Here is a 24905-nt window from a genome sequence, read left to right as displayed (position 1 = left end):
TGCATTTTGCGGGTTTGTGGCGCAACCGTCACTGAGAAAGTGTCGGTGCGCGCCGATGCATCCCCTGCCTCAACTCTAGTTGCTGTCCACGGCGACGGCAGCGGCGGCAAGGCGCGCGGTACTTGCAAGTTGGCCGCAGCGGCCGCATAAAACCTTCCATGAACCTTGCCGAATCCGTGAGCCCGGGCCTGGACGGTTTTCACCCCGCCGTCAGCGCCTGGTTCAAGCGCACCTTTGCCGCCGTGACCACGGCCCAGGCCCGCGCCTGGCCGTTGATCGCCCAGCGCCGCTCGACCCTGATCGCCGCCCCCACAGGTTCAGGCAAGACCCTCACCGCCTTTCTCGCCGTGATCGATGATCTGGTCCGCCAGGGCCTGGCCGCCGGGGGGCGATTGCCGGACGCCACCCTGGTGGTCTACGTCTCGCCGCTCAAGGCCCTGAGCAACGATATCCAGATCAACCTGCAGCAGCCGCTGCTCGGCATCACCGAGCAGCTGCGCCGGATGGGTTTGCCGGACCTGTCCATCAGCACCGCAGTGCGGACCGGCGACACCCCGCAAAAAGACCGCAACGCCATGCGCAAGCGTGCGCCGCAGATTCTCGTCACCACGCCGGAATCCCTCTATGTGCTGCTGGGTTCGGACTCCGGCCGCAGCATGCTGGCCAGCACCCGCACGGTGATCGTCGACGAGATCCACGCCCTGGCCGGCAGCAAGCGCGGCAGCCACCTGGCCCTGAGCCTGGAACGCTTGCAGGCCCTGTGCAGCGAGCCTCTGCTGCGCATCGGCCTGTCCGCCACACAGAAACCCATCGAGGCCGTGTCGCGGTTCCTGGTAGGCCATGAGCGGCCCTGTGCAATTGTCGACATCGGCCATGCCCGCCCGCGGGATCTGGACATCGAAGTACCGCCCGTGCCGCTGTCGGCGGTCATGGCCAACGATGTCTGGGAACTGCTGTACGAACGCCTCGCCGAACTGGTTCGCGAGCACCGCACCACGCTGATATTCGTCAACACCCGGCGCCTGGCCGAACGCCTGGCCCGGCACCTGAGCGAACGCCTGGGCAAGCCGGCGGTGGCCGCGCATCACGGCAGCCTGGCCAAGGAACAGCGCCTGGACGCCGAGCAACGACTCAAGGCCGGCGAGCTGCAAGTGCTGATCGCCACGGCGTCCCTGGAACTGGGAATCGATATCGGCGATGTCGACCTGGTGTGCCAGATCGGTTCGCCCCGTTCGATCTCGGCCTTTTTGCAGCGGGTCGGGCGCTCCGGCCATCAGGTGGGCGGCACGCCGAAAGGCCGGCTGTTCGCCCTGAGCCGGGACGACCTGATCGAATGCGCCGCCCTGCTGGACTGCGTGCGCCGCGGCGAGCTGGACAGCCTGCTGATCCCCCATGCGCCACTGGATGTGCTGGCCCAGCAGATCGTCGCCGAGGTCAGTTGCCAGGAGTGGTCGGAAGCCGCCCTGCTGAGCCTGCTGCGCCGGGCCACGCCTTACGCCGATCTGGATCAGGCCCACTATCAGGCCCTGCTGCAGATGCTTGCCGAAGGGTTCAACGGCCGTCAGGGCCTGCGCAGCGCCTATCTGCATCGCGACGCCCTGACCCGCACCCTGCGCGGCCGTCGCGGGGCCAGGCTGACGGCGGTCACCAGCGGCGGGACCATCCCCGACAACGCCGACTACAGCGTGCTGCTCGAACCCCAAGGCCTGAACATCGGCAGCGTCAACGAAGACTTCGCCGTGGAAAGCATTGCCGGCGACGTGTTCCAGCTGGGCAACACGTCCTATCGCATCCTGCGGGTGGAAACCGGCAAGGTGCGGGTCGAGGATGCCCAGGGCCAGCCGCCGAACATCCCCTTCTGGCTCGGCGAGGCCCCGGGCCGCAGCGCCGAGCTGTCCAGCGCAGTGGCGCGCCTGCTGGCCCAACTGGACGAGCTGCTTGGCGCCACGCCCGGGCACCTGCAACCGGCCATCCACTGGCTGCATCACGAACTGGGGCTGAACCCGGCCAGCGCCGAGCAACTGGTGGACTACCTGGCGCCGGCGCGCCTGGCCCTGGGCGCGCTGCCGTCCCAGGACACGCTGATCATGGAGCGCTTTTTCGACGAGTCCGGCGGCACCCAGCTGGTGATCCACAGCCCCTTCGGCAGCCGCATCAACCGCGCCTGGGGCCTGGCCCTGCGCAAACGCTTCTGCCGCACCTTCAATTTCGAACTGCAGGCCGCCGCCAGCGAAGACGCCATCGTCCTGTCGCTGTCCACCAGCCACAGCTTTGCCCTGGACGAAGTCTGGCGCTACCTGCACAGCCAGAGTGCCGAACACATCCTGATCCAGGCCCTGCTGGACGCTCCGCTGTTCGGCGTGCGCTGGCGCTGGAACGCCGGAGTGGCACTGGCCCTGCCGCGCTACAGCGGCGGACGCAAAGTGGCGCCGCAGATCCAGCGGATGAAAAGCGAAGACTTGATCGCCAGCGTGTTCCCCGATCAGATCGCCTGCCTGGAAAACCTCGCCGGCGAGCGCGAGATTCCCGACCACCCCCTGGTGCAGCAGACCCTCGATGACTGCCTGCACCAGGCCATGGACAGCGAAGGCTGGCTGCACCTGCTGCGGCGCATGGAACAGGGGCAGGTGCGCCTGCTCAGCCGCGACCTGCCCGCGCCCTCGCCACTGGCTGCGGAGATTCTCAGCGCCAAGCCCTACACCTTTCTCGATGACGCGCCCCTGGAAGAGCGCCGCACCCAGGCGGTACTGGCGCGACGCTGGAGCGACCCACAAGCCAGCGACGACCTCGCGGCCCTGGACGCGGACGCCATAACCGCGGTGGCCGAAGAAGCCTGGCCCAACCCGTCCAGCGCCGATGAAATGCACGAGGCGCTGATGAGCCTCGCCGCCATCAACGAGGACGAAGCCCGGGCCGATCCCCGCTGGCCCCAATGGCTCGACACCCTGGCCACCCAGGGCCGCGCCTGCCGCTTGCACAGCGCGGCCGGCGATCTGTGGCTGGCCCTGGAGCGCATCACCTGCCTGCGCGCGCTGTACCCCGAGGCCCCCTTGCGACCGGCCTTGCAGCCGGTGCCCGGCTTCGACCAGGCCTGGGACGCGGAATCGGCGCAGGTGGAGCTGATCCGCGCCCGCCTCAGCGGCTTCGGCCCCCAGACCCTGACGCAGATCGCCGCGCCCCTGGCGCTGCCCGGCGCCCAGGTCAGCCAGGCCCTGGTTCAGCTGGAAAGCCAAGGCTACGTGCTGCGCGGCCACTTCACCCCCGGCGCCAGCGAAGAACAGTGGTGCGAACGCCACCTGCTGGCGCGGATTCATCGCTACACGGTCAAGCGCCTGCGCCGGGAAATCGAGCCGGTGGCGCTGCAGGACTTCATGCGCTTCCTGTTCGACTGGCAGCACCTGTCACCCGCCACCCAGGGCCGGGGCAGCGCCATGCTCGCCGAAGTGGTCGGCCAACTCGAAGGCTACCCGGCCGCGGCTTCGGCCTGGGACAGCGACCTGCTGCCAGCACGGATCAAGGACTACTCCGCCAGCTGGCTGGATGAACTGTGCCGCAGCGGCAAGGTGGTCTGGAGTCGGATCAACAGCACCGGCAAGGCCGCCAGCAGTGCCTTGCGCAGCACACCGATCGTGCTGCTGCCACGTGCCCGGGTGGCGCTCTGGAGCGCCTTGACCTGTCCGGTCGAGCGGCACGAACTCTCGCCCAAGGCCCAGAAGGTCCACGCCGTACTGAGCCAGCAGGGCGCCTTGTTTTTCGATGAGCTGTTGCATGAAACCCACCTGCTGCGCAGCGAGCTGGAAAGCGTCCTGCAGGAGCTGGTGGGGGCCGGGCTGGTCAACGCCGACAGCTTCGCCGGCTTGCGCGCCCTGATCACCCCGGCGAGCAAACGTCAGAACCGCAGCAGCCGGCGCGGCCGTGGCGCCTTCGTCGGCGGCATGGACGACGCCGGACGCTGGGCCCTGCTGCGGCGCGCCACGCCCGAGGATCCGGCCGCCACCCTGGAACAGGTGGCCATGACCTTGCTGCGGCGTTACGGCGTAGTGTTCTGGCGCCTGCTGGAGCGCGAGGCGGACTGGCTGCCCAACTGGCGCGATCTGCTGCGCACCTTCCATCGCCTGGAGGCCCGGGGGGACATCCGCGGTGGACGCTTTGTCAGCGGCCTGGCCGGCGAACAGTTCGCCTTGCCGGAGGCCATCCCCTTGCTGCGGGAAGTCCGCCGGCGTCCCCATGACGGCAGCCTGGTCGCCGTGTGCGGAGTCGATCCGCTGAACCTGGCGGGCACGCTGCTGCCCGGGCCCAAGGTGGCGGCCCTCAGCGGCAATCGCTTGGTGTATCGCGACGGCCTGCCCGCCGCCGCCGAGATCGCCGGCACCCAGCAGCTGTGGATGGAACTGGCGCCCCATGAAGCCCAAGCCTTGCGCAACAAGCTGGTACAGCGCTGAGTCCTGCTGCCACTCTCATTGCCGGCCGATGGCCTCCCGAGCCCGGTGCAAGGTCCAGGGCCCGGGCGGTGTGAAAACTGCTGCGTTAAACGCAGCCCGCACTAGCTGCGGCTGCTGGCACCGGGCGCCGCGCCAAAGCGACTGCGGTATTCGCTGGGCGCCAGACCGGTGATTTTCCGGAACAGGCTGCGAAAGGTCGCCGGGTCCTGATAACCCACGGTCCAGGCGATGTGATCGATGGTGCCCTTGGTGAATTCGAGCAACTCCCGGGCCTTGCCCACCCGCAGGTGCTGGCAGTACTGAGTCGGCTTGAGGCCTGTGGCCGCGCGGAACCGCCGCAACAGGGTGCGCTCCTCCAGCCCCGCCTGTTGCGCCATCACCGGCAGCGACACATCCACCGCGCCATTGGCCTGCAACCAGTGCTGCAACTTGAGGATCGCGCTGTCGCCATGGTTGAGGATCGGCGCGAAATTGCTGCCGCACTGGCTGGCACTGGCGCTGTGCTCCATCACCAGAAAGCGCGCGGTGGCGCTGGCAATGCTCGGCCCCAGCATGCGGTCCACCAGGCGCAGCCCCAGTTCGGCCCAGGCCATCAATCCGGCGGTGGTAATCAGGTCGCCGTCATCGACGATGGGCTGGTCGGCTTCCAGCCGCACCTGGGGATAACGCGCGGCAAAAGCCCGGGCCGAGGTCCAGTGGGTGGTCGCGCTGCGGCCGTCGAGCAGGCCGCTTTCGGCCAGCAGGATCGAACCCACGCACACGCCGCCGAGGGTGGCGCCGGCGGCATGCTGCTGGCGCAGCCAGGTCACCAGGGCGGCAGACGCCTGACTGGCGGAAAATCCCGCCAGCGACGGGGGTATCACCACGGCCTGCAGGCCGTTGTCCGGCCCTGGCAGGCTGTCATGGACCCGCCTCGGCGCGTGCAGGTCGTCGCCCTGCCAATGGCTCACGCGCAAGCGCGGCAGCGCGGCCTGCGGCTGCTCTGCGGCGATCCGGTTGGCCACCTCGAACAGATCGGTCAGGCCGTGCACCGCCGCCATCTGCACCCCGGGATACAGCAGTACGCCAAGCTCAACGACCGTGCCTTGAATGCCCACTGTCAGTTTTCCCCCCGTTAATGTCGTTGCGGCCAATCCTCCAAGGGACCGCGGGTGCCGATACTGGCTCCCACAGCAAACACTCACTTGGAGGCAACACCCATGGCCAAACAGGCGCTCATCGTAATCGATATCCAGAACGACTACTTCGCTGGCGGCAAGTGGCCGCTGGTCGGTGTCGACGCGGCGGCGGACAACGCCGCCCGGCTGATCCAGGCCTTTCGCCGGAACGCCGATCCGGTGGTGCATGTCCGCCATGAATTCACCTCCGACAGCGCACCGTTCTTCACGCCGGGCTCCGAGGGCGCACGCCTGCACCCCAAGGTGCTGAACCAGGGCGACGAGCCGGTGGTGCTCAAGCACTTCGTCAATTCATTCCGCGACACCGAACTGCAGTCGATCCTGGAGCAGCAGGGCATCGCGGAGCTGGTGATCGTCGGCAACATGAGCCACATGTGTGTCGAGGGCACCGCCCGTGCCGCAGCCGACCTGGGCTACCCGGTGAAGGTGATCCACGATGCCTGCGCCACTCTCGACCTGGAATTCAATGGTCAGCGCGTGGCCGCGGCGCAAGTGCAGAGCGCGGTGATGGCGGCCCTGGCCTTCGCCTACGCCAGCGTGTTGTCCACTGACGAGTTTCTGGCGGCGTAACGGATGGCTTGAAGCCCTTCGGCCTGGCGGTGGGCGCGCCCCACCGCAATCACTCACGGCATGACGCGGCAAGTACCACAACTGCGAATAGTTACGAATGATTCTGATTAACTTTTAAATCATTACTTGTTGCAACAGTGCCCATCAAACAACCCATGAGAACCCAATAACCGACGTCACTAACAAGCCGACTACTCAATAGCTGACTAATAAAAACAATTAACCCGCGCATTATCTGGAATACTGCCCAAGACTTTTAACCTTGCACTTTCGTCCCATAACAACTGCATAAAAGCCACCCCACTTACTTCCATGAGTTACTTGAATCACATATAACAAAAAGAAATAAACCATATAGCAAGCAGGAACATGTTGTTGCCGCAGGACCCCGTATTTGTTGAGGAAAAGGCCTCGCAAAGACAACCACGCTCCCCCGTAGCAGCTGGTTTTCCAGGCTGTTTACCCATCTAGTCCAGACTTTCTCAACGAGCCATATATTTTCCTTGCAGGCCACTTCTTTGAGCCTGCTTGCAAATCCGGTGGCCTTGACTAAGTTGATAGCTACTCGCCACACAAGTGCGCTTCTGCTGCCAGAAGACCAATAAGAACCGCCGAGGAATTGAATAACCGGACACCCTCCCTGCCTGACCCAGCTGACACTGACACGGAATTAGTCATATTAATCAAGAGGGACGCTTGATGAAGCGCAGCTCATTGCCTCGTGCTTTCTCACTGAAGGGTACGGCGGAAAACTACTGGCTTTCCTTATTGCTGTTTTCGACCCTGGTGGTTGCCAGCTTCCTGCTGTTCGAGCAACAGATCCAGCAACTGCTGAATCACCTCGGCGGCTTTCTCCCGACCGATCCCGTGCAACGCACCAGTCTGGCCCTGCTGTTGATCACCCTGTTGGCGCTGGATGTGCTGTTGCCGGTGCCTTCGAGCCTGGTCGCGCTGCTGGCCGTGGCCGCCCTGGGCGCCATCGGCGGCTATCTGGTGATCTTTATCGGGCTGTGCCTGGGGGCCGCCCTGGGCTACTGGCTGGGGGCCGGTTACTTTCGCCTGTTGTCCACCTGGCTGGGACTCAGAAGCTGGCAACCCGGACAACTGGCCTATCGCCTCAGCACCCTGTCCCTGATCTGCCTGCGTGGCGTGCCGGTGCTGGCGGAAACCTCGGTGCTGGCCGCCGGCATGCAGCGCTATCCACTGCGCCAGTTCCTGCTGGTCACCACCCTGGCCAATGCCGGACTGGCCCTGGCCTATGCGGCCATCGGCAGCCTGCTGGTGGAACAGAACGCCTTGCTGGCGACGATTCTCGCCAGCATGGTCCTGCCGGGGCTGTTCCTCGGCGCCCGCAGCCTGCTCAAGCCACGCGAGGCCCCGGCACGGAGCGATCAGGCACAGGCCCTGGAAGGCCGCTTCGAGGTGAGCTACCACTACCCGGTGCTGTTCACCGATCACGTCTTCCAGGTCGACAACCCCTGCCTGCACCAGCAACTGGCCCAGCCGCGGGCGGGGCGCACCACAGTGCTGGTCTTCGTCGATGAACAACTGCTGCAGTGCTCCCCGCAGTTGCCGCAACAGATCGACGCCTACTTCACCGCCCATGCCGCCGACCTGCACCTGCAGGCCGCGCCGATCCCGGTGCCGGCAGGCGAGCTGAGCAAGACCCCCGAGGTCTTGCAGCAGTTGTACGCCCAGATGCTCGAACACGGCCTGGACCGCCACTGCTATGTGCTGGCCCTGGGCGGCGGCGCGCTGCTGGACGCGGTGGGCTACGCCTGCGCCACCTTCCATCGGGGCATGCGCCTGATCCGCATCCCGACCACTGTGCTGGCCCAGAACGACGCCGGCATCGGGGTCAAGAACGGCATCAACGCCTTTGCCCAGAAAAACCTGCTGGGGGCCTTCTACCCGGCCACGGCGGTGATCAACGACTTCCAGTGGCTGCTCAGCCTGTCGCCCCGGGACCAGATCGCCGGGCTGGCCGAAGCGGTGAAGGTGGCGGTGATCAAGGACGCCGCGTTCTTCCAATGGATGGAGCAGCAAGCCCAGGCCCTGGCCACCTTCGAACACAGCGCCAGCCGCTACGCCATCCACCGCTGTGCCGAACTGCACCTGGCGCACATCACCGGCGCCGGCGACCCCTTCGAGCGGGGCAATGGCCGGCCCCTGGACTACGGACACTGGGCAGCGCACAAGCTGGAGAACCTCAGCCGGCATCGTCTGCGCCATGGCGAGGCAGTGGCGGTGGGCATGGCCCTGGACGCGCTCTATGCCAATGCCAGCGGCCTGCTGAGCGACACCGAGACCCAGCGCCTGCTGCAACTGCTGGAGCGGCTCGGCTTCAACCTGTGCCCACCGGAGCTCGGCCTGAAGGATGCCCAGGGCCGCTCCCTGGTCCTGATCGGCCTGGAAGAGTTCCGCCAGCACCTGGGCGGCCAGCTGTCGATCCCGATGCTCAACCGCCTCGGACACTCCATCGATGTGCATCACATCGACATGCCACTGATGGAACAGGCGCTGTTGCGCCTGGCCAGTTTCGGCGGCCCGGACTTCGCCTGGACCGAGGACTGCGCCCGATGAGCCATTCCTCATTGACCACCTGGCTGACCCTGGGCCGAGTCTCCAACCTGCCGACGGTGTGGACCAACGCCCTGGCCGCCGCCCTGCTGGCCAGCAGCGCCACCACCCAGGCGCCACCTTCACCGCTGGTCTGGACCCTGCTGCTGGTAGCGCTCTCGGCGCTGTACCTGGCCGGCATGCTGCTCAACGACCTGCTGGATGCCGACTGGGACCTGCGGCATCAGAACCCGCGGCCGATTGTTCTCGGCCTGGTCACTCGCACCCAGGTCAGCCTGGCCACCGCCGCGCTGTTGCTGCTGGCGAGCCTGGCGGTGCTGGGCCTGAGCCAGCTGATCGCCCAGCCCCACTGGCTGCTGGCCAGTGCCGGATTGCTGCTGCTGTTCATCCTCGCCTACAACCTGCTGCACAAGAACTATCCCCACAGCGTGTGGCTGATGGGCGGCTGCCGCTCGGCCCTGTACCTGACCGCCGCCGCCTGCCTGGCGCTGCCACCGCAACCGCTGTGGCTGTGCGCCGCGTTGCTGGGCACCTACATCGCCGGCCTGACCTACCTGGCCCGGCTGGAGCACCGCAACCAGCTGCTCAGCCGCCTGCCGCTGCTGCTGATGCTCAGCCCGCTGGTGCTGGCCTTCTACGCCGACAACGGCGTGTTCTGGCTGGTCCTGCTGCTGTGGCTGGGCTGGCTGGGCTGGCACTACCGGCGCCACCTGGCCAACCCACGGCAGCGGCAGATCCGCGCCTTCATCGGTGCGGGCCTCGCGGCCCTGCCGCTGTTCGACGCCCTGGTGCTGGCCCTGGCCAATCAGCCCCTGGGCAGTCTGTTGTGCGTACTGGTGTTCTTCCTGCTTCCCCACCTTCAACGTTGGATCAAGCCGACATGAACCTGGACGTCATTTCCCCGCTCTCACCTGCGCTTGCCCTGCGCCATGCAGCTTTTGCCGAACGCCGCCGGCAACTCGAACGACAGCTCGACGACCCGAGCCGGCACTGGTGGCACGCGGCCCAGGAACAACTGGCGCAGCAGCCCTCGGCCAATACCCTGGTGCTGCTCAGCAGCCAGTGCAAACGCCGGCTTGGCCAGCCGGCGCCGCTCACCGCCCCGGGCAACGAGCGCATTCAGCTGGCCCGGGCCCTGCTCCTGGCGCAGTTGCTGGAGCAACAGGCCGGCAGCGACCAACTGGCCTTGCTGCGCCAACTGTTTCTCTGGGGGGACGACCAGGAGAAGAGCGTGCTGCTCAAGGTTCTGGATGACCTGGACAGCGAAGGCCGCAGCCTGGAGCTGGCGCTGCAGGCCGGGCGTACCAACAACCGCGAAGTGTTCGCCGCCATCGCCCTGGACAACCCCTTCCCCGCCCGCCACTACCCCGAGCGGGCCTTCCACCAGTTGGTGCTCAAGACCCTGGGCATGGGCCTGGACACTGGACGCATCGTCGGCCTGGCCCAGCGCCGCAGCGTCGACCTCAACCAGCTGGCCCTGGAACACATGGAAGAGCAGTTGGCCGCGTTCCGCAGCGTCAGCGACACGCTGCCTCAGGCCATCGCCTTTGAACTCTTGAGCCAGGCCCAGTGCCAGCGCCTGCGCGGCTTGTGCCAGCAGCGCCGGCTGCCCGCGCACTGGCTCGAACACGTGCCGCCCGGCGCCTGAAACACCCCGGGACAGGCCGCACCGATTTTTCACCACTGCATCAGGAACTCACCATGCCGAAGTACTTTGACCCGCATATCCATATGGTCAGCCGCACCACCGACGACTATCAGAACATGGCCGCCGCCGGTATCACCGGAGTCATCGAACCGGCCTTCTGGCAAGGTCAGGCGCGCACCAGCGTCGGCAGCTTCATCGATTACTTCGACACCCTGCTGGGCTGGGAACGCTTTCGCGCCAGCATGTTCGGCATTCACCATTTCTGCACCATTGGCCTGAACCCCAAGGAGGCCAATGACCTGTCGGTGGCCAACGAGGTGCTGGAGATTCTCCCGCGCTACCTGGTCAAGGACGGCGTGGTGGCCGTCGGCGAGATCGGCTACGACGACATCACCCCCGAGGAAGACCGTTTTCTCGCCGCGCAGCTGGAACTGGCCAGGCAGTTCAACCTGCCGGTACTGGTGCACACCCCGCACCGGGACAAGATCGGCGGCACCAAGCGCACCCTGGCGGTGATCCGCGAGGTGGGCATCGCCGAGCACCTGGTGATCATCGACCACCTCAATGAACTGACCCTGCCCCTGGTGCTGGACAGCGATTGCTGGCGCGGGCATTCGATCTACCCCAACACCAAGATGTCGGAACAGCGCATGGTGGCCCTGCTCCAGCAGTACGGCACCGAGAAAATGGTGGTCAACAGCGCCGCCGACTGGGGCATCAGTGATCCGCTCAAGGTGCCCAAGACCGGCCAGGCCATGCTCGCCGCCGGGTTCAACGAGGCCCAGGTGGAACAGGTGCTGTTCCACAACCCGGTGGATTTCTTCGCCCAGAGCGGGCAGTTGGACAAACAGCTGGTGAGCACCCCGCTGCCCATCGACCAGCGCCGCCAGTGGCAGGACAACTCGGCCCTGCGCGGTCAGGAACCGGTGGTCAAATGAGCGCCCGGGCCGGTTGGAGCGCCGCGCAGGTCGGCTACTGCAGCAACGTGCACCCGGCCCGGAGCGTGGCCGATCTGCAGGCGTCGATCCAGCAGCACTTCCAGGGCGTGCGCCGCCAGCGCGGGCTGGCGGTGCAGGACAGCGGCCTGTGGATCAGCGCCCAGGCGGCCGGCGAATTGCAACAGCCCGCAGCGCGCGAGGCGTTCCTCGGCTTGCTCCACGACTGCGGGCTGCGCCTGACCTCCCTCAACGGCTTTCCTTATGGCCAATTCCATCAGGGCGCGGTCAAGGCCGAGGTCTATCGGCCGACCTGGGCCGAGCCGCAGCGCCTGGAATACAGCCTGCAACTGGCGGAACTGCTGGCTGCCGCCCTGCCCCTGGACTGTCCCCAGGGGGTGATTTCCAGCGTGCCCCTGGGTTATGCCGCGCAGTGGGACGCTGCCCAGCAGCAACAGGCCGAGGCTCAGCTGTTGCAGTTGACCGCCGGGCTGGCCAGCCTGCATCGGCGCAGCGGCAAGAAGATCCTCCTGTGCCTGGAAATGGAGCCGGACTGCGTCCTGGAAAACACCGATCAGGCCATCGCCTTCTTTCAACGCTGGAAAACCTGCGACCCGCACCATCAGTACCTGGCGCTGTGTTTCGACGTCTGCCACCAGGCGGTGGTCTTCGAAGACTGCTACCAGTCGCTGCAACGCTTGCTGCAGGCGCGCATACCGGTGGGCAAGATCCAGTTGTCCAATGCGCTGATCTGCCACTTGCCCGAGGGCGACCCGCAACGCCGCCAGCAGGTGCTGCAGGCCTTGGGCAGCTTCGTCGAAGCCACCTACCTGCATCAGGTCAAGGCCCGGGACCGCGCGGGGCAACTGCTGGCCTGGGCCGACCTGCCCAAGGTGCTGCAGGCGGCGCAGCCGCAGCAGGGGCACTGCCCGGAGCTGCGGATCCACTTCCATGTGCCCCTGTTCAGCCAGCAGTTCCTGCTGCCGGAGCTCCATGGCAGCCAGCAGGCACTGATGCGCACCTTCGACTTTCTAGCCGCCCACCCACAATTCCAGCCGGTGCTGGAGGTCGAGACCTACAGCTGGAACGTACTGCCCGGCGCCTTGCGCCCGGACACCGAGCAGGCCCTGCTCCACGGCATCGCCGCGGAACTGCAATGGGTCGAGGAACAACTGCGCCAACGGCACTTGCTGCACGGGCAAGCGTCGCTCATGGAGACCCCCACCCATGCCCTCTGAAACCCTGCGCCAGCCCTTGCTGCTGATCAATGTGGTGGGCCTGACGCCGAGCCTGCTGGGCCCGGCCACGCCGCGCATCAACGCCCTGTTGCAACGGGCGCGGATGGCCAGACTGCAACCGGTGTTCCCGGCCGTGACCTCGACGGTGCAGGCCTCGATCCTCACCGGCTTGCCGCCCTCGGAGCACGGCATCGTCGGCAACGGCTGGTACTGGCGCGATCAGGCCGAAGTGCGTTTCTGGCTGCAGCCCAACGGGCTGATTCAGGGCGAGAAGATCTGGCAGAGCCTGCAGCGGCAGATCCCCGACCTGCGCTGCAGCCAGCTGTTCTGGTGGTTCAACATGCATGCCCAGGTGAACGCGGCCATCACTCCGCGGCCACATTACCCGGCTGACGGGCGCAAAGTGTTCGGCCTCTATTCGTCACCGCCCGGACTGCACGAGCGCATTGAACAGCAGATCGGCGAGTTTCCCTTTCCCGGCTTCTGGGGCCCGGCGGCGGGGATTGCTTCCAGCCGCTGGATCGTCGACTGCGCCATCGCCGAGTTCCAGATCAACCGGCCGCACCTGCAGCTGATCTACCTGCCGCACCTGGACTACAGCCTGCAGCGCCTGGGCCCCGAGCATCCGTCCATCAGCGATGAAGTGCGGGCCATCGACCACGAAGTCGGACGCCTGCTGGATTTTGCCCGGCAGCAGGGCGCGGCAGTGATGCTGGTGTCCGAATACGGCATCGAAGCGGTACAGCAGTCGATCTCCATCAACCGCGTGCTGCGTGAACAGGGCCTGTTGCAGGTGCGTCGCTCCCTGAGCTGGGAGTTGCTCGATCCCGGCGCCAGCGCCGCCTTTGCCGTGGCCGATCACCAGATCGCCCACATCTATGTGCGCGAGCCCAAGGACATCGCCCGGGTCAAGGCGCTGTTGCAGCGCCAGCCCGGCATCGAACAGGTGCTGGACAAGACCGAGCAGCGGGCCTGGCAGCTGGATCACCCGCGCAGCGGCGAGCTGGTGGCGGTGGCCGCCGCGGGCTTCTGGTTCGATTACTACTACTGGTTCGACGATCGCCTGGCCCCGGACTTCGCCCGCACCGTGGATATCCACCGCAAGCCGGGCTACGACCCGCTGGAGTTGTTCATCGACCCGGCGATCCGCTTTCCCAAGCTACGGGTAGCGCGGCGCCTGCTGCAGAAGAAGCTCGGCTTTCGCTACTACATGGACCTGATTCCACTGGACACCTCACTGATTCGCGGCAGCCACGGACGCTTGCCGAGCACCCCCGAGGTGGGCCCCCTGCTGATCACCGACTGCGATTTACCACTGCCGGACCACCTGCCGGCCACCGCGGTAAAGCACCTGCTCCTAGAGCATTTCCTAGGGCGCCCCAATGACGATACGGCTCAGGCCAAGGAGATTCCATGCGGCGAACCATCCCTATAGTCGTGCTGAGTGTGTTGAGCGGCCTAGCCCAGGCCCAGACCACCAGCCCGTTCAACTGCAACAACTTCCTCACCTTCAACGGTGATCAGAGCACAACCCTGAGCACCTTCAGGCAGAGCCCGGAAACCATGGCCTGGAACTGGTTCGTCTGCCTCAACCAGGCCGACGGCAGCAACGGCGGCCTCCGGGTCTGGGAGACCTTCAAGCCTTCCGATCAGGTCTACCGGTTGAAGGGCGCCGAGCCCCTGCCTTACTCCGAGCGCGAGAATCTGCCGAGCGAGGTGCCGGAGCTGGCGCAAAAGCAGGGCATGGACCCCAAGGGGCTGTTCCAGTTCCTGGGCAACGACACCGCTGGCAGCCCGCAGAACGGCGTTCAGCAGGTCGATGGCCTGGCCTTGAAAATGCGCAGCGGTGCCCCGGTCCCGCCCTCGAAGCACGAACAACTGGTGCGTTTCCACCTGATGATGGGCAAGGACACCTTCAACTACATCGTGGCCAACAAGGTCTATAACCGCGATGGCCTTGCCAAGCTGACCAGCAACCTGGATTTCCCGGCCACCGCCTGGGAGCTGAAGACCTCCTGGTTCTGGATCGGCACCGACCAGGGCTTCAAGACCCTGCTGGCCGAAGATGGCTACTACATCTCCCAGGCCTACTACGTGGACAGCACCGGCCAGTATCAGGTGGGCTACGCCGCCCTGAGCGGCATGCATGTGATCAACAAGCTGACCCCGGACTGGGTCTGGACCACCTTCGAGAATCGCAACAATCCCAAGTACACCGTCACCAATGACACCCCACCCAAGCCGATGACCAACATCACCGGCCCCACCGATGCCGCCAAACCGGTGAACATCAGCTTCCAGCAGCAGTATTCGAACCTGGCCCAGTACGAACTGATCGGCGTGCAATACGACCAGCACCAGGCCGAACCCAAGCTGCTGGCCAACTCCCAGCTGGAATCGGCCTTCCAGGGCAGCTCTTCGTGCCTGGCTTGCCACAGCACCGCGGCCTACTCGACACAGAAGAACAACTTCTTCTCGTTCAACATCGACCACACAGGCGGAATCCTCTACCCCACCAGCGTACTGCCGGACAAAGACTTCGTCGGTTATCAAAAACTGGACTACGTCTGGTCGCTCAAACGCGCCCAGTGGAAACGCTAAGGAGAGCCACCATGAGCGTCTTGAACTTTCCCCGGATCTACCTCAACGGTTTCATGTTCTGGAACCCGCCGACCTTCAACAACAACGATGTGCTGCCGCTGTACGACGCGGTGAAGATGCAGATGAACTGGCGTTTCTTGAGCGAGTACGGGATCAACGACAAGAATGCCCCGCAGACGCTGATGCCCTGGGGCATCACCCCGCTGGCCTACCAGAATGTCCCGGACTATGTGCTGCAGGTGCCGACCAACGGCGATCCCAACAGTTACCCGATGATTCCCGCCGAGTGGGACCTGTTCGGCGACAACGCTTGCGGCACCGTGGATTATCAACAGTTTCGCTCGGTGATCATCGGCGGGGAATCCAAGGTCGACAGCTACATCGACAACGATCCGCTGATCAACAAGTCCTACCAACTGCTGGGCAATTCCTTCGGTAACCCGAGCCCGACCGCGGCACGTTTTGTCGACATCAGCCCCTGGCAGAACACCTTCACCGCGCTGTACTTCGACAAGATCACCCTGGGCGATACCACCTGCGGAGTGACCCTGAAACAGGGCTGCCGCATGCTCAACCGCTTCCTGGATTTCAATTGGGGGGCATTCGGCGGCCTGGTCTACGTGACCTGTACCTGGCAGACCTGCTTTACCAAAGACCAGGTGGACTGGTTCCTCGGCGGTTCGCAACTGCTGCAGAACCTGAAGGATGAAATGGAGCAGAACAAGGACGCCCAGGGCCTGATGCTCAGGTTCACCACCTACCTGACCGTCTACGACAAGAACGGCCTGTTCAACGACTTCAAGATCGTCAACAGCCACTCCCAGGCGCCCTGGGACATGTCCAGGTTGCAGATGCTCTATCAAATAGGCCTGGACAACCCGACCGAAACCTTCTTCAACCCGGCCTACAGCCGCACCGCCGGCACCCTGGGCCTGTGGCTCAACAACGAGTTCCCCACCGCCCCGGCCGGCCAGCGCCTGACGCCCCTGACCCCGGTGGACTTCTACAAGAAGGTTCCGGGCGACACGGTGATCCACAAGCCGGAGCAGGTGGTCAACCTGGGCGTGCTCAGCGCCCAGCTCAACGGCAGTACGCTGTCGCTGGACCTGGGCAATACCTTTCCGAGCTACCCGGCTGTCCATGACCTTCCGGCCGCCCCTGACCTGGATGGCCGCAACAACGCTATTCCGGTCGCCGCCAAGTTCCATGTCGGCGACTATGAGTTGGGGGTCCAGCAGGGCGGCAACTTCGAGCCCCTGACCGGCATCAGCTTCGACCAGTATCAGCAATCGAACTTTGACAAGCGTTCCGGCCTGTTGGACCTGCCCCTCGACGCCGGCGCCCAGGCCCTGCTGAAAAACGGCAACCTGGCGCTGCGGCTCAAGGGCACCGACACCATCGCCGCTCAACAGCAGATGTGGACCGCGGAAGTCATCGAGAGCGGCAGTTTCATCGACGTCGGTGACAGCCGGACGCTGAACATCATGGTGCAGTACAACGGCAAGCCCGCGCCGGCCGGCACCACCTTGTGGGTCGCCGAGTACAACAACGCCTTCATGCTGACCACCAGCAACTACTACCTGGCGTTCAGCAACCCGGCGGATTTCGTGCTGATCAAAGACCTTCCCGACATGCGAGCGAAGAACGAGCCGGGCATGCCCCAGTTCGTCGACAGTTCGCAGCATCCGAGCCTGTTCAGGGAGGGCAGCGGCAGGCGCCTGAGCGCCATGATCGTCAAGGCTACCGCGTGCGATGAGCCGGTAAGCACCCCCATCACCTATCAGGAGTTCCTGAAAACACCGGCCGCCGTCGACCTGAGGCCGTGCCTGAAGTTCGACAAGCCACAGCCGATGACCGGGAAGCTGGACAATGACGCCGGCCTGGGCGCCACCGTGAACTACAGCCTGACCAGCATCAAGACCAATGCCGACGGCATCGCCCAGTTGACGGTGCAAGCCGTGGCGCCGGGCTTCCCCACCCTGCGCTTTTTCATTCAGGACGATCCGACGGGCATTCCGTTCAGCTTCTCCTACACCGACGCCTTCACCGACTTCCTCTCGCCGTTGCGGGTGCTGCCGCAAGAGCCGCAGATGCTCAAGGACTTCATCGACTGCTGGAACCGGGTGTACCAGTTCGACGACGCCAATGTGCGGATCTGGAAAGAGTTCATCTTTCCGCAAATCCTGCAGCCCTTCTATTACCTCTACCCGATCATGAACAAGTACATGCCGCTCAACTCCCTGCAGCGCATCGAGGGCGCGATCGAGCAGTTCATCACCCTGATCAGCAAGGAGTACCAGGAGGCCAGCACCCTGGCCATGCCCATCACCCGGGACCTGCCCCAGAGCCGGCGCCAGGTGCTGGAGATCTGGGCCAAGGATCTGGTGAGCACGGGCTACCCACCGACCCCGCTCGACCTCAACGCCTATCAGCAAGGTTGAGCCGCAACGCTCAGGCACTGGAACACCGGGCGACCCGAGTCGCCCGGCTTTGCAAAGGAGAGTCAGATGAACGCCAATCCACTCAAGCGCCTGCTGCTGGCCGCCACCCTGCTGTGCGCCAGCCAGGCATCCTGGGCCCAGGACTACCCCGATAACGTCTACTTCAACATGGGCGTGCACAACAACAAGGGCTGCGACGCCAAGACCAACAACTGCATCGCCAAGCGCCACCCGGGCGATCCGGCCGATCCGCTCTACCCGGCGACCTGGGTCAGCGACTGGACCATGTACCGGGTCACCGCCCACTACAAGAACAACCCGCCGCCCTACAGCAGCCCGCCCAGCACCCTCAAGCCTGCCGACTACACCGTGTCCCAGGGCACCAGCTACTACGACAACGACTATGTGCCGGCCGACGGCGACGGTTCCGGGGCGATGATGGAGCACTACGAGAAGTACTGCCTGCCGATCTTCCCGATCAAGAACAACAACTACACCTGCTCCTTTGTCTCCCTGGGCAACAAGGCCTACTTCCTCACCTACCCCGAGGATCGGCCCAAGGACATGCCGGCCTGCTGCATGTTCTCGCCGATGAACCACCCGCCACGCCGCGACTTCATCAAGCACCTGCCCTACAGCGCCGCCCGCAGCCAGCACCTGGACGGCAGCGTGCAGGCCTACGCCCTGGAGATTCCGGTCAAGCCGAGTCCGATTCTGTTCGGCTACGCCTTCTACAAGCAGGCCACCAGCGACGGCCAGGGCCAGCCGCCCTATCAGCATCCGCAGTCGTTCTACTTCTCCGGCGATGCCAGCGTCGCCAATGCGCCGATCGTCAGCCAGAACTATCGCAACTGGCGCAACGAGAAGCCGGACCCGGCCAAGACCTGGGACCAGGTGGCGAAGATGTGCCCGGCCAACCCACCGGACTGCCAGCTCTTCAACCCGCCACCCTCGTTGAAAAACGGTGCCCGGCCGCAGTGGAACCAACTCTCGCCCACCCCGCAGTGACAGGAGCCGCGCCATGAACCATTGGAACCGTTGCACCGCCCTGTTGCTGCTCGGCCTCGGCAGCCTGCCGGCCCATGCCCTGCAGCCCAGCGCGCCCGGACCGCAGACCACTTGCCCACCCAGCGCCGTGGTGCCCGCGGCCGGCGCCTCGCAAGCAGCCTTCGATCAATACAGCTGGCAGATGTTCATCAACCTGAACTGGCCGGCCAAGGCCGGGCAGCGCGGGGTGGCCGATTGCAGCAAGTCCCTGGGCAGCCCGGGCAATACCGTGTGGCAGACCTACAAGAGCGTCAGCGAAACCTTTCTGCCCGGGGCCAAGAACCCGGGCCCCTGGAACTCGCAACTGCCGCGCAGGAACCTCAGCCTGATCAACATCGCCGCGCTCAAGAACACCCAGGTGGTGCAGTCGGACAACCAGGCCGTGGGCGGCTGGCTGATCGATCAGCGCGGCAACCCGACCTACTACGACATCGCCGCCAACGAGGTGTCCTACAACTACATCGTCGCCAACGACTTCTACAACGCGGCGATCGTCGATGCCGCGCAGAACATCAACTTTCCCAGCAACGCCAGCGAGATCAAGGCCAGCTGGCGCATCCTCACCAGCGCCGACGACAGCCGCCGCTACCTGACGATGAAAGCCCTGGTGACGAAGTTCGACAGCCAGGGACGGCCCAACGGCACCAAGACCGCCAACCTGGGGCTGGTGGGGCTGCACATCATCAGCAAGGTGGAGGGCTTCCCGCAGTGGATCTGGTCGACCTTCGAGCAGGTCGACAACGTGCCTCCCAAGGCCAGGATCGAGGGCAAGTGGGTGGACCAGCCGGTCTCGGGGATTTTCTACTCCTACTTCAACGCCAAGGCCCCCGCCGACCGCCTCAACCAATCCCCCTGCCTGTGGCAACAGCAGGCCGGGAAAATGGTCTGCACGCCCAAACCCGGCACCAGCTTCAGCACCCCGGACCCGCTGAACCGGGTCACCCCGATCGCCGACGCGACCCAGCAGATCAATACCCAGTACCAGGGCAATCCGCAGGTACAGCAGAGCGTGTTCAAGTACTACCAGTTGATCACCACCCAACGCCCCCAGTCGCCGGACAATCCGGGCAACCCGCTGGGGCAGCCAACGCCATCGCTGTCGGCCAACGTCACCATGGAGAGCTACATCCAGCCCAACAGCAGTTGCATGAACTGTCACTCCATGGCGACACCGCTCAACAGCCAGTACAAGAGCGACTTCTCCTTCCTGTTCAGATTCGCCCATGCCCCCGTCACCAGCGTCGCCAAGGATAAGGAATAGACCATGAGCATATTGAACGGACCCCGACTGAACTTCTGGGGCGGCATCTCCACCGACGTCAGCGTGCCGAACAACTCGCCAACCCTGCCCGATGGCATCGAATCGTCCCTGGACCTGTTCGACCTCACCACCTCCACCGTGGCGGAACAGGCCCGGACCTACAGCGATGACAAGCTGTTTGAATTGATCAACGCCCCGGACCCCAGGATCGATTCCGACAGCCGCTACACCGCCGGCGGCTGGAACCACTACGGCGACCACGTGGTGACCCTGCACAACGCACTGATCAGTTCCCAGGGCACCCCGGGGCACATTGCGCTGGAAGGGGATCTGGTGGGCCAGCCGGTGTACCTGCTGGGATCGGTGACGCCAGGCACCGGACAAGGTCCGTATTCCGGCCCGATGATGGTCGACCTGGATCCCACGGCAACCACCACCACCCAGATCTTTGTCGGTGGCTTGCAGATCGGCGGCAGCGACAGTCCGCAACTGTTGATCCGCTGGAACGCGGTCTGCAGCAGTTTTGATGTCAACACCCGAGTCCTGGAGCCCGGGAAGATGGATTCCCCCGGCTCCTTTCACGGCAGCGGCACCTTTCAACTGACGTTCCCCCTGAGCAGCATCGTCAGCTACAACAAGGACAGCGCCGGGCTCAAGGCCCTGATCGAAGCGCCCAACGCCACCGGGATCGTGCTGCGTTTCGTGATGTTCGAAATGTGCCCGACCCTGACCACCGAGCAACTGAACGCGGATTACGCCGCCAACCAGTTCAGCCCCAACCCGAGCATCGGCCGGGTCATCGGCACCCTGGCCACGGCCTACGCCGATGAGCCGCAGATCTGCCCGCCGGGCCGCCAGATCATCAACGCCGACGAGGACCTGAACATCACCAGCGTCGCCTACGCCGAGGTGGCCAACGGGCTATTGAGCATCGACATGGTCAACCTGATCCCCAAGCAGAGGTTCAGGGCCGTGCGTGACGATATCACCAGCCCCATCGGCCCCAACGCCGACTACGGGACCGTCACCATCGCCGCGGGCACGAGCGCCCTGGCGAGCTTCGAGCCCAGCGCCCCGATCCTGCAGGACTACTACCGCTACGGCGGCATCATCGACGTGCCCCTGGACACCGCCCAGACCCAACTGGTGCAGAGCACGCCCCTGTGCATCAGCGCTCCCGGGAGTGCCCGCAATCCAGCCCTATCGGCCCCGGAGTGCCCGTACCGGGTCTACAGCGATCAGCGCAACACCTACCTCGACCCGGACAGCCCCGGCGTGCAGGTCACCTTGCAAGTCCGTTACCTGGGAGCCCCGGTGCAGCAGGATACGCTGATCCGCATTCAGGCCTCGGCGACCTCGGTCTATCAGGCCCTGCGCTACTGGGACTTCCTGGAGCTGCCGAGCGCGATCACCGTGACCGCCGGCCAGCCTTCGGCGAGCTTCAGCGTCGTCCCCGTCGCCGGGTCCAGGACTCAGGCCGGCTTCACCACCCTGACCTACAGCATCGGCGGCAATCCCCTGACCCAAAGCTTCAGCAACTTTCGCAAATATGCCTGGAGCGACTTCGGCATTCCCGCCGGCAGCATCGTCACCTGGGAACAGGCGTATCAAAACGTGCTGCGCTTCCATTACCTGGCCTTCCCCGCCATGTCGCGCTACATCCAGCTCAACCAGCCCGACGCGGTCATGGGCTACAAGCAGGCGATCCTGGCCCGGATATCGCCCGAGTATCAGAACACCACCTTGTACATGTCGGTGGTGCGCTCGATGTCGCCGAGCCAGCGCGCCCTGCTGACGGCCTATCTCAATGGCACCCCCTGGCAGCCTTGAACAAGGAGACGATCATGCCCGTTGCTTTACTCATTCCCGCCCAACCGCAACGGCTGTCGTGCCCAAGCAGCATCATCGCCGAGGGGCTGTTGAACCCTCGCGGTATCTGCGTGGAAGACGATGGCAGCCTGCTGCTGGTGGAGGCAGGCTCAGGCCTGCCGGACCAGGCATTCAGTGGTCGCATCAGTCGCCTGCGACCTGATCCCCAGGCCCCCGGCGCCTACTTGCCGCCCGAGGTCCTGGCCGAGGGCTTTCGCTCGATGAACATGCAGGCGCGGATGCTGCGCGACGAGATCATGGGGTTGTCGGACATCGCCTTCGGTGCCGGCCGCTACCTGGCCAGCCAGACCGATTACGTGGCCGGCTCCAAACTGCTGGACCTGCAATACCGCCCGCCCGAGCCGGTGTTTCACAGCCGCGGCAACCTCAATTCGTTGTGCTATCACCCCTCGCGTCACAGCTGGCTGGCGGTCAAGCCCGATACCAACCAGCTGGTGGAGTTCACCGAGGACGGCGAACAGGTGCTGGCCCAGTTGCCCGACCTGGATCAGGGCCAGGAAGCGGTTCCCGTGACCCTGGCCCACGAAGCGCAGACCGATGCGGTGCTGATCAGCCTGTTCTCCGGAGAATTGCATCGCGATCCGGCGCGCAAGGGCATCGACTTCGCCGACAAGGCCGGCCAGGTGATTCGGGTCTGGCCCGCCAGCGGCAGGATCGAGGTGCTGATTCGCGGGCTGCAACTGCCCACCGGACTGGCGCTGGACCCGCAGGGACGGATTCTGGTACTGGAACTGTGCGACCGGCTGTTGCAACCCCTGCAGCCCGACTGGTCCGGCGAGACCTTGCACGGCGGCTTTGCCCGATTCAGCGGACGCCTGCTGCGCTGCGACCTGCAGCAACGCTCGGTGCAGGTACTGGCCCAGGGCCTGGATACGCCGTCCAACCTGTGCTGCGTGGCGAATGCCGTGCTGGTGAGCGAAGGCATGGGCCTGAGCGGACGCCCGATTCCCACGGCGGATCAGCAGGTGGTGGCCCTGAGCGGGCGCTTGCGCCGGGTGCAGCTATGAGCCTGCGCCTGATCAGCCAGGCATAAAAAAGGGGCCCTGCAGGGCCCCTTTTTCATCGGTGCTGAACGCTGAAAAGCGGTGGTTCAGAACGGAATATCGTCATCGAAGCTGTCGAAGTCCGGTGCCGGCTGCGGAGCGGCCTGCTGTGGTGCCGGACGCGACTCACGCTGCGGTTGCGGCGCAGGACGGGACTGCTGAGGACGCGGTGCCGAGTTGGACATGCCGCCCTGGCCCTGCTGGTCGCCCTGTGGACGGCCGCCCAGCAGCTGCATGGTGCCCTGCATGTCGACGATGATCTCGGTGGTGTAGCGCTTGATACCGTCTTTTTCCCACTCGCGGGTCTGCAGCTTGCCTTCGATGTAGACCTGCGAACCTTTGCGCAGGTACTCGCCGGCGATCTCGGCCACCTTGCCGAACATCGACACACGGTGCCATTCGGTGCGCTCGACCTTCTGACCGGTCTGCTTGTCGGTCCACTGCTCGCTGGTGGCCAGACTCAGGTTGGTCACGGCGTTACCGTTGGGCAGGTAGCGAACTTCGGGATCCTGGCCGCAAGTGCCGACCAATATGACTTTGTTAACCCCACGGGCCATAACGTTCTCCTAGGCTTCGCGCGCCGACGGCGCTGGATTGACCAGCTGCTCGAGGGTCGTGCGATCCAATAATTCGGTGTCCAATTTGATGTAAATGGCGGCTTCTTCGGCCACCACTACGGCATCTGTTACCCCAACAACGGCCTTCAGGCGCTCGACCAGGCCGGCTTCGCGGATCGCTTCGGGCGATAACGGCAAGCGCAGGCTCGTCACATACGGGGGCTCGCGCATGGTAACAGCAAAGGCCAGCCAGAGTGCAGCCAGACCTGCCCCTCCAAGGAACACAACCGACAAACCGCCATGCTGGAACAACCAGCCGCCGAGGATGCCACCCAGTGCCGAACCGAGGAACTGGCTGGTGGAATACACCCCCATCGCCGTGCCCTTGCCGCCTGCCGGCGACACCTTGCTGATCAGCGACGGCAAGGACGCTTCCAGCAGGTTGAAGGCCGTGAAGAACACCACGGTGCCGATCACCAACGCCCGCAAACTGTCGCCGAACTCCCAGAAGAATAGCTCGGTGAGCAGCAGCGTACTGACCGCGCCCAACAGAACTCGTTTCATTTTGCGTTTCTTCTCGCCGTAAATGATGAACGGGATCATGGCGAAGAAGGAGATCAGCAGTGCGGTGAGGTACACCCACCAATGCTGGTCTTTGGGCAAGCCGGCTTTTTCCACCAGCGCCAGGGGCAAGGCAACGAAGCTCGACATGAGCATCGCGTGCAACACGAAGATACCCAGGTCCAGGCGCAGCAGGTCCGGATGCTTGAGGGTGGGAATCAGCGCCTGACGCGCCACTCCGGACTCGCGGTGCTGCAGGGGCCCGGTGGCGCGCGGCACCATGAAGGCAATGATCAGGATCCCCACCAGGGCCATGCCACCGGTGGCCAGGAACAGCCCGGACAAGCCGAAGCTGCGGGTCAGCAGCGGGCCGACCACCATGGCGACGGCAAAGGAGACGCCGATGGTCATGCCGATCATGGCCATGGCCTTGGTCCGATGCTGCTCCCGGGTCAAGTCCGAGAGCAACGCCATCACCGCTGCGGAAATCGCCCCGGCGCCCTGCAGGATCCGTCCGGCGATCACGCCCCAGATCGAGTCGGCATTAGCCGCCAGCACGCTGCCCAGGGCGAACACGATCAGCCCCAGGTAGATCACCGGGCGGCGCCCGATGCGATCGGAAATGATCCCGAAGGGAATCTGGAAAATCGCCTGGGTCAGGCCATAGGCACCAATGGCCAGGCCGATCAGGGCCGGGGTCGCTCCTGCGAGATCCATTCCATAGGTTGCCAGGACCGGCAGTACCATAAACATGCCAAGCATACGGAAGGCGAACACCAGGGCCAGGCCGCTTGCTGCGCGGGTCTCGCTGCCGCTCATGCGTTCGCTGTGGGGATCGTGCATGGAAAAACCTCGTGTGAACCGGCGGCGATTCTACCAGTCGGATCGGTAGAGGGGGTATATGGCGACGCTT

Annotated in this window: 17 protein-coding genes; 14 read left to right on the top strand and 3 right to left on the bottom strand. The window is 64.8% G+C overall.

The features are described 5' to 3' along the window. Window positions 1–158 precede the first annotated feature (158 nt). Window positions 159–4442 carry a DEAD/DEAH box helicase gene (locus ACMGG8_RS07410; protein WP_414159376.1) on the top strand — a complete coding sequence of 1428 codons (4284 nt, stop codon included), beginning with the start codon at window positions 159–161 and terminating at the stop codon, window positions 4440–4442. Between the two features lie 101 nt (window positions 4443–4543). Here the strand turns inward: ACMGG8_RS07410 and ACMGG8_RS07405 are convergent, their stop codons facing one another. Further along, on the bottom strand, window positions 4544–5482 hold the full coding sequence (locus ACMGG8_RS07405) for a GlxA family transcriptional regulator (protein ID WP_414159922.1): 939 nt from the start codon (window positions 5480–5482) through the stop codon (window positions 4544–4546). A gap of 159 nt (window positions 5483–5641) precedes the next feature. Here ACMGG8_RS07405 and ACMGG8_RS07400 point away from each other — a divergent pair, with 159 nt between their 5' ends. From ACMGG8_RS07400 to ACMGG8_RS07340, 13 genes are all read left to right on the top strand, one after another. After that, on the top strand, window positions 5642–6190 hold the full coding sequence (locus ACMGG8_RS07400; RefSeq protein ID WP_060841320.1) for a cysteine hydrolase family protein: 549 nt from the start codon (window positions 5642–5644) through the stop codon (window positions 6188–6190). Window positions 6191–6889: 699 nt separating this feature from the next. Continuing rightward, the gene (locus tag ACMGG8_RS07395; protein WP_060844762.1) at window positions 6890–8773 is read left to right on the top strand and encodes a 3-dehydroquinate synthase; all 1884 of its coding nucleotides are present in this window, start codon (window positions 6890–6892) and stop codon (window positions 8771–8773) included. Beyond that, window positions 8770–9654, top strand: coding sequence for a UbiA family prenyltransferase (locus tag ACMGG8_RS07390; protein WP_060841322.1), 885 nt, complete (start codon window positions 8770–8772; stop codon window positions 9652–9654). Before ACMGG8_RS07395 ends, ACMGG8_RS07390 begins: the two co-directional genes overlap by 4 nt. Then, window positions 9651–10418: an EboA domain-containing protein gene (locus ACMGG8_RS07385; RefSeq protein WP_414159375.1), complete on the top strand. Its 768-nt coding sequence runs from the start codon at window positions 9651–9653 to the stop codon at window positions 10416–10418. Before ACMGG8_RS07390 ends, ACMGG8_RS07385 begins: the two co-directional genes overlap by 4 nt. Before the next feature lie 53 nt (window positions 10419–10471). Then, the gene (locus ACMGG8_RS07380) at window positions 10472–11356 is read left to right on the top strand and encodes a TatD family hydrolase (RefSeq protein ID WP_060841324.1); all 885 of its coding nucleotides are present in this window, start codon (window positions 10472–10474) and stop codon (window positions 11354–11356) included. Continuing rightward, a complete protein-coding gene (gene eboE / locus ACMGG8_RS07375) occupies window positions 11353–12591 on the top strand; it encodes a metabolite traffic protein EboE (protein ID WP_414159374.1) in 1239 nt (412 codons plus the stop codon). Before ACMGG8_RS07380 ends, eboE begins: the two co-directional genes overlap by 4 nt. Then, window positions 12581–14026: an alkaline phosphatase family protein gene (locus ACMGG8_RS07370; protein ID WP_060841326.1), complete on the top strand. Its 1446-nt coding sequence runs from the start codon at window positions 12581–12583 to the stop codon at window positions 14024–14026. The genes eboE and ACMGG8_RS07370 overlap by 11 nt, the downstream gene beginning before the upstream one ends. Further along, on the top strand, window positions 14005–15192 hold the full coding sequence (locus ACMGG8_RS07365) for a hypothetical protein (RefSeq protein WP_414159373.1): 1188 nt from the start codon (window positions 14005–14007) through the stop codon (window positions 15190–15192). The genes ACMGG8_RS07370 and ACMGG8_RS07365 overlap by 22 nt, the downstream gene beginning before the upstream one ends. An 11-nt stretch (window positions 15193–15203) precedes the next feature. Further along, window positions 15204–17633, top strand: coding sequence for a hypothetical protein (locus tag ACMGG8_RS07360; RefSeq protein ID WP_060841328.1), 2430 nt, complete (start codon window positions 15204–15206; stop codon window positions 17631–17633). 66 nt (window positions 17634–17699) lie between these two features. Then, window positions 17700–18641 (top strand): hypothetical protein, encoded by a 942-nt coding sequence (locus ACMGG8_RS07355; RefSeq protein ID WP_414159372.1) that lies wholly within the window; start codon window positions 17700–17702, stop codon window positions 18639–18641. 13 nt (window positions 18642–18654) lie between these two features. After that, the gene (locus ACMGG8_RS07350; RefSeq protein ID WP_108546128.1) at window positions 18655–19941 is read left to right on the top strand and encodes a hypothetical protein; all 1287 of its coding nucleotides are present in this window, start codon (window positions 18655–18657) and stop codon (window positions 19939–19941) included. Between the two features lie 3 nt (window positions 19942–19944). Continuing rightward, window positions 19945–21771 (top strand): hypothetical protein, encoded by a 1827-nt coding sequence (locus tag ACMGG8_RS07345; RefSeq protein WP_060844768.1) that lies wholly within the window; start codon window positions 19945–19947, stop codon window positions 21769–21771. 14 nt (window positions 21772–21785) lie between these two features. Further along, complete coding sequence (locus tag ACMGG8_RS07340; RefSeq protein ID WP_414159371.1) at window positions 21786–22838, top strand: hypothetical protein; 1053 nt, start codon at window positions 21786–21788, stop codon at window positions 22836–22838. A gap of 83 nt (window positions 22839–22921) precedes the next feature. On the opposite strand, the gene ACMGG8_RS07335 is transcribed toward ACMGG8_RS07340, so the two are convergent. Further along, window positions 22922–23431, bottom strand: a complete 510-nt coding sequence (locus tag ACMGG8_RS07335; RefSeq protein WP_011063767.1) for a single-stranded DNA-binding protein — start codon at window positions 23429–23431, stop codon at window positions 22922–22924. Between the two features lie 9 nt (window positions 23432–23440). Further along, window positions 23441–24835 carry an MFS transporter gene (locus ACMGG8_RS07330; protein ID WP_060841333.1) on the bottom strand — a complete coding sequence of 465 codons (1395 nt, stop codon included), beginning with the start codon at window positions 24833–24835 and terminating at the stop codon, window positions 23441–23443. Between the last annotated feature and the right edge of the window lie 70 nt (window positions 24836–24905).

This window comes from Pseudomonas sp. BNK-45 (assembly GCF_047456255.1).
Classification (GTDB): domain Bacteria; phylum Pseudomonadota; class Gammaproteobacteria; order Pseudomonadales; family Pseudomonadaceae; genus Aquipseudomonas.
The sequence above is the reverse complement of the archived record's forward strand: the minus strand, read 5'-3'. Positions and strand labels throughout refer to the sequence as shown.